The sequence below is a fragment of the Oceanobacillus sp. FSL K6-3682 genome (assembly GCF_037976165.1).
Classification (GTDB): Bacteria; Bacillota; Bacilli; order Bacillales; family Amphibacillaceae; genus Oceanobacillus; species Oceanobacillus sojae.
This window is the reverse complement of sequence record NZ_CP150263.1, coordinates 2,917,052-2,930,203: the sequence shown is the minus strand read 5'-3', so window position 1 is coordinate 2,930,203 and position 13,152 is coordinate 2,917,052. Positions and strand designations below refer to the sequence as shown.

General features: G+C 38.4%; 16 protein-coding genes. All 16 read left to right on the top strand.

What is annotated here, in order from left to right; translation table 11 throughout:
• Positions 1-3 precede the first annotated feature (3 nt).
• The 16 genes from ftsY (at position 4) to sucD (ending at position 13,091) form a co-directional block, all read left to right on the top strand.
• Entirely contained in the window at positions 4-1,014 is a 1,011-nt protein-coding gene (ftsY, locus tag MHH51_RS14670) for a signal recognition particle-docking protein FtsY (RefSeq protein ID WP_339282384.1), read from the top strand.
• Between the two features lie 87 nt (positions 1,015-1,101).
• Positions 1,102-1,419, top strand: a complete 318-nt coding sequence (locus MHH51_RS14665) for a putative DNA-binding protein (RefSeq protein ID WP_147209570.1) — start codon at positions 1,102-1,104, stop codon at positions 1,417-1,419.
• A 13-nt stretch (positions 1,420-1,432) separates the two neighbouring features.
• Positions 1,433-2,779: a signal recognition particle protein gene (ffh, locus tag MHH51_RS14660; RefSeq protein ID WP_156986059.1), complete on the top strand. Its 1,347-nt coding sequence runs from the start codon at positions 1,433-1,435 to the stop codon at positions 2,777-2,779.
• A 120-nt stretch (positions 2,780-2,899) separates the two neighbouring features.
• The gene (gene rpsP, locus MHH51_RS14655) at positions 2,900-3,172 is read left to right on the top strand and encodes a 30S ribosomal protein S16 (protein ID WP_040980064.1); all 273 of its coding nucleotides are present in this window, start codon (positions 2,900-2,902) and stop codon (positions 3,170-3,172) included.
• Between the two features lie 13 nt (positions 3,173-3,185).
• Positions 3,186-3,413: a KH domain-containing protein gene (locus tag MHH51_RS14650; RefSeq protein ID WP_156986060.1), complete on the top strand. Its 228-nt coding sequence runs from the start codon at positions 3,186-3,188 to the stop codon at positions 3,411-3,413.
• 139 nt (positions 3,414-3,552) lie between these two features.
• Positions 3,553-3,942 carry a YlqD family protein gene (locus MHH51_RS14645; RefSeq protein WP_156986061.1) on the top strand — a complete coding sequence of 130 codons (390 nt, stop codon included), beginning with the start codon at positions 3,553-3,555 and terminating at the stop codon, positions 3,940-3,942.
• A 14-nt stretch (positions 3,943-3,956) separates the two neighbouring features.
• Complete coding sequence (rimM, locus tag MHH51_RS14640; protein WP_156986062.1) at positions 3,957-4,469, top strand: ribosome maturation factor RimM; 513 nt, start codon at positions 3,957-3,959, stop codon at positions 4,467-4,469.
• Positions 4,470-5,201, top strand: a complete 732-nt coding sequence (gene trmD, locus MHH51_RS14635) for a tRNA (guanosine(37)-N1)-methyltransferase TrmD (protein WP_156986063.1) — start codon at positions 4,470-4,472, stop codon at positions 5,199-5,201. It abuts the gene before it with no gap.
• Positions 5,202-5,327: 126 nt separating this feature from the next.
• Positions 5,328-5,672, top strand: coding sequence for a 50S ribosomal protein L19 (gene rplS / locus MHH51_RS14630; protein WP_077601146.1), 345 nt, complete (start codon positions 5,328-5,330; stop codon positions 5,670-5,672).
• Between the two features lie 259 nt (positions 5,673-5,931).
• The gene (gene lepB, locus MHH51_RS14625) at positions 5,932-6,480 is read left to right on the top strand and encodes a signal peptidase I (RefSeq protein ID WP_147209564.1); all 549 of its coding nucleotides are present in this window, start codon (positions 5,932-5,934) and stop codon (positions 6,478-6,480) included.
• Between the two features lie 135 nt (positions 6,481-6,615).
• Positions 6,616-7,455: a ribosome biogenesis GTPase YlqF gene (ylqF, locus tag MHH51_RS14620; protein WP_156986065.1), complete on the top strand. Its 840-nt coding sequence runs from the start codon at positions 6,616-6,618 to the stop codon at positions 7,453-7,455.
• A 167-nt stretch (positions 7,456-7,622) separates the two neighbouring features.
• Positions 7,623-8,393 carry a ribonuclease HII gene (locus MHH51_RS14615; protein ID WP_156986066.1) on the top strand — a complete coding sequence of 257 codons (771 nt, stop codon included), beginning with the start codon at positions 7,623-7,625 and terminating at the stop codon, positions 8,391-8,393.
• A gap of 21 nt (positions 8,394-8,414) precedes the next feature.
• Complete coding sequence (locus MHH51_RS14610) at positions 8,415-10,574, top strand: hypothetical protein (RefSeq protein ID WP_339282383.1); 2,160 nt, start codon at positions 8,415-8,417, stop codon at positions 10,572-10,574.
• Complete coding sequence (locus MHH51_RS14605; RefSeq protein ID WP_339282382.1) at positions 10,571-10,852, top strand: EscU/YscU/HrcU family type III secretion system export apparatus switch protein; 282 nt, start codon at positions 10,571-10,573, stop codon at positions 10,850-10,852. The genes MHH51_RS14610 and MHH51_RS14605 overlap by 4 nt, the downstream gene beginning before the upstream one ends.
• Before the next feature lie 114 nt (positions 10,853-10,966).
• Positions 10,967-12,127: an ADP-forming succinate--CoA ligase subunit beta gene (sucC, locus tag MHH51_RS14600; RefSeq protein ID WP_339282381.1), complete on the top strand. Its 1,161-nt coding sequence runs from the start codon at positions 10,967-10,969 to the stop codon at positions 12,125-12,127.
• 61 nt (positions 12,128-12,188) lie between these two features.
• On the top strand, positions 12,189-13,091 hold the full coding sequence (gene sucD / locus MHH51_RS14595) for a succinate--CoA ligase subunit alpha (RefSeq protein ID WP_339282380.1): 903 nt from the start codon (positions 12,189-12,191) through the stop codon (positions 13,089-13,091).
• The last annotated feature ends 61 nt before the right edge of the window (positions 13,092-13,152 follow it).

Genomic DNA, 13,152 nt, shown 5'->3' with positions numbered 1-13,152 from the left:
AATATGGGATTTATGGATAAGCTTAAAGCTCGTTTTAAGCAAAATGAAGAGACAAAGGAAGTTTCTGAGAAATATCAAGAAGGTATGGCGAAGACAAGAAATACCTTCTCAGGGAAAATAAATGACTTAATTGCGCGTTATCGTAAAGTAGACGAGGACTTCTTTGAAGAGTTAGAAGAGGTTTTAATTACAGCAGATGTAGGTGTTTCGACAGTTATGGATCTTGTCGAGGAACTGAAAATGGAAGTGAAACGTCAAAAAATTAAGGATTCTTCTGAGATAAAGGACGTTATCTCGGAGAAACTCGTAGAAATTTATTATGGTGAAGAAGATAAGTCCATCCAGCATTTACAGCTGGATGGAGAGGGATTGCAGGTTATTCTTGTTGTGGGTGTTAATGGTGTCGGGAAGACAACTAGCATCGGTAAGCTTGCGCACCAGTTGAAAGCAGACGGCAAGAACGTCATTTTAGCAGCTGGGGATACCTTCCGTGCCGGAGCAATTGAACAGCTGGAGGTTTGGGGAGAGCGCGCCGATGTTCCGGTGATTAAGCATAGTGAAGGAAGCGATCCGGCAGCAGTGATTTATGATGGAATTAAAGCTGCTAAATCCCGTGAAGCGGATGTTCTGATTTGTGACACTGCCGGAAGACTTCAAAATAAAGTAAACCTGATGAATGAGCTTGCCAAGGTAAAACGTGTAATCGAACGTGAGATTCCTGGTGCGCCCCATGAGGTTCTGCTTGTTTTGGACGCGACTACAGGCCAGAATGCATTAACGCAGGCACGCACTTTTTCAGAAGCAACAGATGTAACAGGCATTGTATTAACAAAATTAGATGGTACTGCCAAAGGAGGAATTGTGTTAGCTATTCGTAATGAACTGCAGATTCCTGTGAAATTTGTCGGTTTAGGTGAAGGAATTGACGACCTGCAGCAATTTGATGCAGATGCATTTGTATATGGGCTGTTTGCTGATTTAGGAATAAATGAAGAAGTAGAGGAAGACAAATAGGCGACAGCTGCTCGTCTACTTGACAATTGCTGATTTTGTTGGATATGATAAATGTAAAGGAAAATCACTTAACAAGAGGTGTACCCGGTGCTGGAAAAGACGAATCGGATAAATTATTTGTTTGACTTTTATCAACCGCTGTTAACACCAAAACAGCGCAGTTATATGGAAATGTATTATCTCGAAGATTATTCTTTAGGCGAAATTTCCGAGCTCTTTGAAGTTTCCAGACAAGCTGTATATGATAATATTAAAAGAACGGAAAAAATGTTAGAGTCCTATGAGGATAAGCTTCATCTTTTTTCGAAGTTTGAAAAACGTACGCAAATTATCTCAAAGCTTTCGGAAGCTGTAACAAGTCCGGAAGTAAAGAAGTATGTTCAACAATTACAAGATTTAGATTAGGGGGATACCTTCTATGGCATTTGAAGGATTAGCGGACCGTCTCCAGGGTACGATAAAGAAAATTACTGGTAAGGGTAAGGTCTCTGAGCAAGATGTAAAAGAGATGACAAGAGAAGTCCGCCTGGCACTTTTAGAAGCAGACGTAAACTTCAAAGTTGTAAAACAGTTAATTGCCAGGATAAAAGAAAGAGCTGTCGGGCAAGAAGTGATGGAGAGCTTGACCCCAGGACAGCAGGTTATTAAAGTTGTAAAAGATGAATTAACGAATTTAATGGGTGGAGAACAAAGTAAAATTGCAGTGGCCGACCGTCCTCCAACAGTTATTATGATGGTTGGTTTACAAGGTGCCGGTAAAACGACAACAACTGGAAAGCTGGCTAACCATTTACGTAAGAAGCATAATCGCAATCCATTATTAGTTGCATGTGATATCTACCGTCCGGCGGCAATTAAACAGCTGGAAACACTTGGTACACAGCTGGATATGCCTGTGTTTTCATTAGGCACAGAAGCGAATCCTGTTGATATTGCTAAACAGGCGATTGCCAAAGCAAAAGAAGATCATAATGATTATGTCATTATTGATACAGCAGGCCGTCTTCATGTTGATGAGAATCTTATGGAAGAATTGCAGCAGATTAAAGCAGATGTCAAACCGGATGAAATTTTCTTAGTGGTTGACTCTATGACGGGACAAGATGCTGTCAATGTAGCAGAGAGCTTTAATGAACAGCTTGATATTACAGGAGTAGTTCTTACAAAATTAGATGGAGATACCCGCGGGGGTGCTGCACTTTCTATCAAAGCAGTTACAGATAAGCCGATTAAATTTGCCGGGATGGGTGAAAAACTGGATCAATTAGAGGCTTTTCATCCTGAGCGCATGGCGTCCAGAATTCTGGGCATGGGGGATGTTCTCTCCTTAATTGAAAAGGCACAAACTAATGTTGATGAGAAGCAGGCAAAAGAATTAGAAGAAAAAATGCGTACGATGTCCTTTACATTTGATGATTTCTTGGAGCAAATGGGACAGGTTCGCCAAATGGGACCGCTGGATGACTTAATGGCAATGATTCCTGGTGCTAACAAAATGAAAGGGTTGAAAAATGCGCAATTAGATGAAAGTCAATTAACAGAAGTAGAAGCAATTATTCAATCCATGACGAAGAAAGAACGTCAAGATCCTGCTATCATTAATGGAAGCAGAAGAAAACGTATTGCAAAAGGTTCAGGAACTTCTGTTGCGGCTGTAAACCGCTTATTAAAGCAGTTTTCAGAGATGAAAAAAATGATGAAGCAAATGACCAATATGCAAAAAGGGAAAAAAGGAAAAGGCGGATTTAAATTTCCTTTCATGTAAGGGTTGATTCTTGCGTATTTTTATAATAAAATATGCTTGTAATGGAAAAATACTTTACAGACTAAAAACTATCTGTTAGAATCAATTCTTGTGATAACATAATTATTGGAGGTGCAAAGCATGGCAGTAAAAATTCGTTTAAAACGTATGGGTTCAAAAAGAAATCCATTCTATCGTATTGTAGTAGCAGACTCTCGTTCTCCACGTGACGGACGTTCTATCGAACAAATCGGTACGTACAATCCTGTAGTGAATCCGGTTGAGGTTAAAATAGATGAGGAAAAAGCACTTGATTGGATGACAAAAGGTGCAAAACCTAGCGATACAGTACGTAATTTATTCTCTAACGAAGGCATCATGAAAAAATTTCACGAACAAAAAAATTCTAAATAAGTAGTGTGATATCATGAAAGCCCTGATTAAATCGATTGTTACCTCATTAGTAGATCATCCGGATGATATTGTTATTAAAGTAACGGAAGAAGATTCAAAGGTTATTTATCATTTAACAGTTCATCCGGATGATGTTGGAAAAGTCATTGGCAAAAATGGACGTATTGCTAAAGCGATACGTACGGTTGTATATGCAGCGAACACTGGTGGTAATAAACGCATTTTTTTGGATATTATGTAAGGTTCGTATTCAAAAAGCTGATATATCCAGTCTTTTTGAATAAACTGGTAAAGGGAAAGCTGACCCTGCTTTTAGGGGCTCAACTTTCCCTTTTTTACACATTTGTTACTCGAATCTATCAGGCAGGAGCTGAATCTGAATGAAATTAATAAAAAAAGTTCCCATCAAGCTAGTAGTGACAGAAGATAGTAAAGAAAAGATCCGCAAGAATTTTAATAATCATAAATTACGTCTTGAACAAGAGTGTCAACAACTCCAATTTGAAATACGAAAATTAAAAAATAAAAGTGTTAATGTTCGTTCAGATATGGAAACACGGTTTAACCAGGAAATTAAAAATCGACAGGAAAAAATGAAGCTATTGGATTTTAAAATAGAACAGCTGGATGAGTTAAAAATGGGTAGCGAAATCGTTGAAAAAGAGGTTGAAGCTCTTGTTGAGGTCGAAGTCGGTTCTGATTGGAATCATATTATGAAAGAGCAGGCTATCGTAATTAAAGATGATAAAGTTATCCGAATTGATGAGTAGAATAGGTGAGAGATATGAATACAGAGAAATTAAAAATTGGTAAAATCGTTAATACACATGGAATTCGCGGCGAGATAAAGGTTTTGCGGATCACAGATTTTGAAGAGCGTTTTACACCAGGAAATGAAGTGATTATTACATCTGAACAAAAGGATATCATTTTAACGATTGATTCACACCGTATCCATAAAGGATTTGATTTGATTACATTTAAAGGATATTCAAATATTAATGATGTTGAAAAGTGGAAGGGTATGAATTTGTATATTGATAAGGATCAGGCTGAAGAATTGGAAGAAGATGCTTATTATTATCATGAAATTATCGGATGCAGGGTTGAGACAACGGAAGGTGAGTCTTTAGGGAAAATAAAAGAAATATTGTCTCCTGGAGCAAATGATGTATGGGTAGTACAGAGACCCGGTAAGAAAGATTTGTTATTGCCTTATATTGAAGATGTAGTTAAAAACGTAGATATCGAAACAGGTACAATTTCCGTGGAATTAATGGAAGGGATGTTAGATTAGATGCATATTGATATTCTGACCCTTTTTCCAGAGATGTTTCATGGTGTTATGGAGAGTTCTATTTTAAAAAAAGCAAAAGAGAAGGAACAATTTTCATATCAGCTTGTTGATTTCCGTAACTACTCCACTCATAAACATAAGAAGGTGGATGATTATCCTTATGGCGGGGGAGCTGGTATGGTACTGACCCCGCAGCCTGTGTTTGATGCTGTTGAAGCAGTGAGAAAAGAAAAAGCATCACAACCCCGTGTGGTTTTATTGTGCCCTCAAGGAGAAACATACACACAGGGAAAAGCAGAGGAACTGGCAAAGGAAGATCATCTTATTTTTATCTGCGGGCATTATGAAGGTTACGATGAACGGATTCGTGAACACCTTGTAACAGATGAAATTTCTATTGGGGATTATGTTCTGACAGGTGGAGAGTTAGGGGCGATGGTTATTATTGACAGTGTTGTCCGGCTGTTACCAGAAGCGTTGGGGAATGAAGAGTCAGCACAACAGGATTCTTTTTCGACCGGATTACTGGAGCACCCTCATTATACCCGTCCATCTGATTTTCGCGGAATGAAGGTTCCAGATGTATTATTATCAGGAAATCATGCCAATATTGAAGCCTGGAGAAGGAAGGAATCCTTGAAGCGGACTGCCCAAAGACGGCCTGATTTATTAGAAAATCATGAGCTGAATGAAGCAGATAAAAAAATAGTTCAGGAAATAAAAAATGACTAAAAATAGTTGTGCTTTACGATAGGATATGCTATATTATTAATTGTGCTTATATGCGTATAAGCATGTAGAACGATGTTCCGCTGTTCAAATAAGGGCATGAGCATTAGTTTGGAAGGAGTGAAAATCATGCAACAAATTATTGCTGATGTAACAAAAGATCAATTACGTACAGATCATCCTGATTTTCGGCCTGGTGATACTTTAAAGGTTCACGTTAAGGTTGTTGAGGGTACTCGCGAACGTATCCAGGTTTTTGAAGGTGTTGTAATTAAGCGTCAAAACGGTGGAATCAGCGAAACATTCACAGTAAGAAAAATTTCCTACGGTGTTGGTGTTGAACGTACTTTCCCATTACATTCACCAAGAGTTGATAAAATTGAAGTTTCTCGTCGCGGTATCGTACGTCGTGCGAAGCTTTACTATCTGCGTAACCTTCGTGGAAAAGCAGCTCGTATTAAAGAACGTCGTTAATCAACGAGTGAGAAATATGAAACTAATAAAAAGGGGCTATGTCAATATTGGCAGTAGCTCTTTTTCATTGTAAAGGAAAATATAATCAGAGCAGATGCTAAATAGAGTTTATATGATATTGTGCTTATCCAGCACCTTTTAAAGAACAGTTTATCAATTTTTCTTTTCTCTTCAGAAAAATTAATAATACTTAGAAGTTGTTTATCTAATGGTTACTAGCTACAATAAAAAGTAGACTGAAGTTATCGGAGGAAGTCAGATGACAGAGAAAGAGCAAAAAAAGAAAAAAAATGAATGGTTGGAATGGATAAAAGCAATACTGATTGCTGTTGGTTTTGTATTCATCGTACGGATGTTTTTATTTGCACCTATCGTTGTAGAAGGGCCTTCCATGCTTCCAACCCTGCATGACCGCGATCAAATGATTGTTAATAAAATTACTTATACACTCGGGGAACCGGATCGTTTTGATATTGTTGTTTTTCATGCTCCTGAGCAAAATGATTTTATCAAGCGTGTAATTGGTTTGCCTGGAGAGCATGTAGAAGTAAAGGATAATGTATTATATATAGATGGAGAGCCTATAGATGAGCCTTTTCTAAACGATCAGATCTATACGAATGATTTTAAGTTGGAAGAATTAGAAGAGGGGTATGAAGTAGTTCCTGAGGACAGTGTTTTCGTGATGGGTGATAACAGGAGCAACTCAACAGACAGCCGGATTATTGGCGTTGTACCAATGGATGAGGTTGTTGGAAAAGCAAGATTCGTCTACTGGCCATTGGATCGTATACATTTCAGTGAATAAGGGTGATCAAATAGTCCGCAAACAATGTTTTATTTGAGATCAAAAAGTACAATGTTTACGAATCATTTACAGATTTACCAATTAAAGATAAAAAGTACTAAAGACTCTCAGGAGTGAAAGGAATCGTGAATCTAAATGCCTATACAATGGTTTCCAGGTCATATGGCGAAAGCACGGAGAGAAGTGCAGGAGCAATTAAAGCTCGTTGATTTTGTCATTGAATTAGTAGATGCAAGAGCCCCATACTCCTCACAAAATCCAATGCTGCAGGAAGTTTTAGGTCAAAAACCAAAGCTTGTTCTCTTAATGAAAAAGGATTTAGCAGATCCTTCAAGAACGCTTGAGTGGATAGAAAGCTATCAGGAAAAAGGGGTACAGGCAGCTGCAGTTGATGTGAACCAAAAGGGAGATATTCAACAAGTTGTTCAGCTGGCTAAAGCAATGGGTCAGGAGAAAATGGAAAAGCTAAAAGCTAAAGGAATTAAACCAAGACCTGCAAGAGCAATGATTGTCGGTATTCCAAATGTAGGGAAGTCTACATTAATTAATCGGCTTGCCAATAAAAAAATTGCTAAGACAGGGGACCGCCCTGGAATTACAAAACAACAATTATGGATTAAAATAAAGAAAGACTTTGAACTACTCGATACGCCAGGTATTTTATGGCCGAAATTTGAGGAAGAGATTGTAGGATACCGGCTTGCAGCAATAGGGACGATAAAAGACCAGCTGCTCCCTCTACAAGATATAACAGCATTTGTTATTCGTTTTCTGTTTGAAGAATATCCCACTCTTCTGAAGGACCGTTATGACATTGAGGATAGCTCTGATATGGAAGAGTTATTTGAAGGGATAGGGAGAAAACGTGGAGCATTGGAAAGTGGAGGACATGTGAATTTTGATAAGGTATCAGATATTGTACTTCAGGATTTACGTTCAGGAAAGCTGGGGAAATTTACGTTAGAACAACCGTAATTCACTCCCTCCCGAACTCTACAGATTTCCAGATAAAGCAAAAAATAAATTTATTCAACCGGTAGCCTGCAAGGGATTGTTCTTTGTAGGCTATTTTCTTATTTTAAGAAATAAGATGACTTAATATGTCTGATAAAATGACGATAATAAAAGAAAGTAGGAAAGTTATGAAGAAGCAGTCTATCGCCGAGATTAAAGTATTACTTAATGAAGACAATCTGACATCTGAAGAATGGGAAATACTCGTTCAAGATGATAGAAAAGGTGTGCAGACACTTTTAAAATCATATCAGCGAAAAAAAGAACATGAGAAGATTTTAATCAATCAGTTTGAAGAAATGCAGCAATATGAGAATAAAGCTTTTCAGAATGGCGCAGAACGAATTGCAGGTGTAGATGAGGTAGGGAGAGGGCCGCTTGCAGGTCCTGTTGTTGCAGCGGCAGTTATACTGCCCAAAGATTTCCGGTTAATCGGCTTAAATGATTCTAAGAAACTAAAGGAAAATGTAAGGGAAGAATATAGTGCTTATATCAAGGAGCATGCCATCAGTTATCATATTTCATTTATAAATAATCAGGTTATCGATCAAATTAATATTTATGAAGCTACAAAAAAAGCAATGTATGAAGCTTTATCTGGATTAACAGCATCTCCTGATCATGTATTGATTGATGCAGTCCATTTACCGAATTTAAACTGCTCCCAGGAAGCAATTATAAAGGGAGATGCGTCAAGCATCAGTATTGCAGCTGCCAGTGTTTTGGCAAAGGTGGCTCGTGATCAGTTTATGAAGGAATTGCATAAGGAGTTTCCCGGCTATGGATTTGATAAGAATATGGGATATGGCACAAAAGTCCATTTAGATGGATTAGCCGAATTTGGAGTGACACCTTATCACAGAAGATCATTTGCACCAATTAAGACTCTTGGAAAATGATAAAGAAAAAGAGGAGAAGCTATGAGGATTCAAGGAAACACGACAGCGGGAAAATTATTGGATTCATCAAAAGCAAGCCTGCTTAACAATTTGAAATCAGGGGATGTTTTACAAGGCACTGTAAAGCATCTTTATCCAAATCATAAGGCAGTCATACAAATGCAAGGCAATCAGCTTATTGCCCAGATTGAGGCTTCTCTTTCTGTAGGAGGAAAGTATTTTTTTCAAGTAACGTCCAATGAAGGAAAAATGCCTGAATTGAAAGTAATGACAGGTGAACAGCAAAACGGGAAACAATTAATTGGTAATCTGCTGCAACAGCTTGGCATAAAAGAAACCAGGCTATCTTCTCAATTGGTCAGTATGCTTGTCAGAGAACAAATCCCGATGCAGAGAAGGGACCTGCTGCAGGCAATTCAATATATTCAGGATAATAAAATTTCAACGCAGCAGGCTCAGCCAATTCTAATGCAATTGATGAAATTGCGTATTCCAGTGACGGCAGCTTCTTTCCAGGCAGTACAAACGTATCAGAGCGGTGATTTAGGTGAAAGTTTAGCAGTACTTCAACGCTCACTTCCACCTGGTCAGCAGCCAATGCTGCAAGCTAATTTAGAGCATGTTTTAAAAGGCTTTGTATCTGAAGAAAGTGCCGTACGTGCTATTTTAACTGCTGATATACAACAGGAAAAACCTGTTTTATTTCCACTTCTCAAAAGCTTTGGACTCGTTTCCAAAGCACTAAATAAACAGGGGTGGACGAGTGCCTTACAGCAATGGAGCCAACCAGTCTCACAAAATCAAGCAGCAGCTGCACCATTTACTGCCAGCTTTGAAGGGATGAAGGAACAGATTAAATCTATTCTAGCGAATCAACAGCAGCTGATAATGGAAGCTAACGCTGCACAGGGAAGCTCTGTTCCAGCACAGGACAGGCCTAATTTAGCAGCTCAATTTCCAAAATATTTTTCAAATCATGTACAAGGAGATCAAGGAGCTGCCCGCCAGGTTATTGAAGCTCTATCAGAACCTAAAAATTTTCAAGTGTTAGAGCGGCTCATGAATATTTTGGAGTTTTCTAATGAAAAAGCTGTAAAAATAGTGCTGACTACTGATGCAAAGCAGGCAAAACCGATACTATTTCCTCTTTTGCAGGATTTAGGATTTATTTCAAAGATACTGGACAAGCAAGCGTGGGCCAATACATTACAGCAATGGAATCCTCCTGGAGCGCAAAATCAGGGTACAGTAACTCCGCCATTTACTACAAGCTTTGAAGGAGTAAGGGAGCAGCTGCAGTCTATTTTGGAAAATCAAAAGCAATTAATGACAGAAGCCAGAGTGTTACATGGAGCAATGATGCAAGGGACCAGTTCTTCTGAACACCCAAAAGCAAATTTAACTGCTCAATTTCCGCAGTACTTTACAAATCCAGTTCAGGTTACGCAAGGGAATGAGGGGGCAATCCGTCCATTACTGGAATCGTTAGCAGAAGCGAAAAGTTATCAAGCGATAGAACGGCTTATGAATATTTGGACAGCGTCAAATGAAAATATAATTAATAATCCTAAGGAGCAATTCCTGCACCAGATTCAGTGGGTTCTTCGCGATGCCGGTTTAAATGCAGAAAGCTCATTAAAAACAGATGATGCAAGCTCCATGCAGATGAAGCATTTATTATTGGAAATGCTTCAGAATAACAGTAGAGGGGCAGGAAGAGAGAATGCTCAGCAGGCTTTACACTTTTTAAATGGCATGCAATTAAATAATATAAATGACAGCAGTTATTTTGTTCAGGCTAATATACAGATCCCAAGTCAAAAGCTTGGTTTATCGAAGGATATTAATCTGCATTTTGAAGGAAAGAAAACTGCTGACGGAAACATTGATCCTGAATATTGCCGTATTATTTTTGATTTGCAGCTGCAAAGTATGAAAGAGACAATCATTGACCTTCATGTTCAAAAGAAGGCACTATCTATTACTATTTATAATGATCAATCTACTACACCGGGGTTAATAGACAAATTTCGACCCAATTTGCAGAAAGCGCTGGAGCAAATAAATTATCAGATAGCGTCTATTGTCTGTAAACCTTATACAGAAGCTGATAGACAGCAGCAGCCAGGAAGAAAAGCTGATGAAATGGCTGGTCAGGGAAAGGTGGATTTTCGAGTGTGAATGAGAAACGGAAAAAAGCAGTAGCCTTAAGCTATGAACAAAATATGGACGATGCCCCAAAAGTGACAGCATCCGGGAAAGGATTTATTGCTGATGAAATCATAGAAAGAGCCGTTGAGCACAATATACCAATTTTAGAGGATCCATCTTTAGTAGAGCTTTTGGGAGAACTGGATATTAATAAAAAGATTCCAGAAGAGCTGTTTCAAGTAGTTTCAGAGGTGTTTGCCTTTATTTATCGGACAGATAAACAAACTGGAAAAGAAAAAAGCAGATAAGCCCGTTTAAAATGAAATAGAGAAATAATATTCAATTTGTTTTCCCTATTTCTTGTTTATTTTATATATTTTTAATACAATAGTATTGCATTGATTTTGATAGGAGGATGGAAGATGAACATTCATGAGTACCAAGGTAAGCAAGTTTTACGAGAATTTGGTGTAAAAGTTCCGAACGGTCATGTTGCCTATTCAGTTGACGAAGCTGTAGAAGCTGCAGAAAAGCTTGGCTCACCTGTAACCGTTGTCAAAGCGCAAATCCATGCAGGTGGACGTGGAAAAGCTGGCGGTGTAAAGGTTGCAAAGAGCCTGGAGGAAGTTCGTACATATGCGGATGAAATTTTAGGAAAGACACTTGTAACACATCAAAACGGTCCTGACGGTACAGAAGTAAAACGTTTACTTATTGAAGAAGGCTGTGATATTCAAAAAGAATATTACGTAGGGGTAGTACTGGATCGGGCAACATCCAGGGTTGTTATGATGGCGTCTGAAGAAGGCGGCACAGAAATTGAAGAGGTAGCAGAAGCAACACCTGAAAAAATCTTCAAAGAAGTGATTGACCCTGTTGTCGGTTTAGCACCTTATCAAGCTAGAAGACTGGCATTTAATATTAATATTCCGAATGAATTACTAGGGAAAGCAGTTAAATTTATGACAGCACTTTATGAAGCTTTTGTTGCAAAGGATTGCTCTATCGCTGAAATCAATCCACTGGTAACAACAGGTGATAATGAAGTGCTTGCTTTAGATGCAAAATTAAACTTTGATGATAATGCGCTGTACCGTCATCCAGATATAGCGGAATTACGTGACTTAGGCGAAGAAGATGAAAAGGAAATTCAAGCATCTAAACATGACTTGAGCTATGTTTCATTAGATGGAAATATTGGATGTATGGTAAATGGTGCCGGTTTAGCAATGTCTACAATGGATATTATTAAACACTATGGCGGGGATCCGGCTAACTTCCTTGATGTGGGGGGCGGTGCTACAGCTGAAAAAGTAACAGAAGCATTTAAAATCATTCTTTCAGACAAAAATGTAAAAGGAATTTTTGTAAACATTTTTGGCGGAATTATGAAATGTGATGTTATTGCTGAAGGTGTTGTAGAAGCAACCAAACAAATTGGCTTAACCATTCCATTAGTTGTTCGTTTAGAAGGTACAAACGTAGAACGCGGAAAGCAAATTTTAGACGAGTCAGGTCTGAATATTACTTCTGCAGCTTCTATGGCAGACGGCGCAGAAAAGATTGTTGCTGCAGTGAAATAAAGTAGTTACCGTATGATTACTTACAAATAAAGGACGTATAATAGGAAAGGGCGGACTTAGAATGAGTGTTTATATTAATAAAGATACAAAAGTAATAGTCCAAGGGATTACAGGTGGAACTGCACGTTTCCATACAAAGCAAATGTTAGAATATGGTACAAAAATTGTTGGTGGTGTTACTCCTAAAAAAGCAGGTACTGAAGTAGAAGGGGTTCCTGTTTTTAATACAGTTGAAGATGCTGTAAAAGCTACTGGAGCAACTGCATCTGTTATCTATGTACCAGCACCTTTTGCTGCAGATGCAATTATTGAAGCAACAGATGCGGAGCTTGATTTAGTTATCTGTATTACAGAACATATCCCAGTAATGGATATGGTTAAAGTAAAACGTTATATGGAAGGCAAGAAAACACGCCTTGTCGGACCTAACTGCCCAGGTGTTATTACCGCTGATGAAACAAAAATTGGAATTATGCCTGGATATATCCATAAAAAAGGTCATATCGGTGTTGTTTCTCGCTCTGGTACATTAACATATGAAGCAGTTCATCAACTAACAGAAGCTGGTTATGGACAAACGACAGCAGTTGGTATCGGCGGTGATCCCGTTAACGGAACCAACTTCATTGATGTGTTGAAGGAATTTAATAATGATCCTGAAACAGAAGCTGTTATTATGATTGGTGAAATTGGCGGTACAGCTGAAGAAGAAGCTGCTGAATGGGTCAAAGCTAATATGACAAAACCAGTAGTCGGATTTATAGGTGGTGTTACAGCACCTCCAGGAAAACGTATGGGTCATGCCGGTGCGATTATCTCTGGAGGAAAAGGTACAGCTGATGAAAAAATCCGTGTTATGGAGTCCTGCGGTATTAAAGTAGCAGCTACACCTTCTGTAATGGGAGAAACAATGATTGAAGCATTAAAAGAAAATGGTTTGGAAGAAAAATGTAAAACGCACTAAGCCTGTTATAGTATGCTTTAAAGAAGCCTGTCAGAATATGAAGCTTCTATCTTACTGTTAG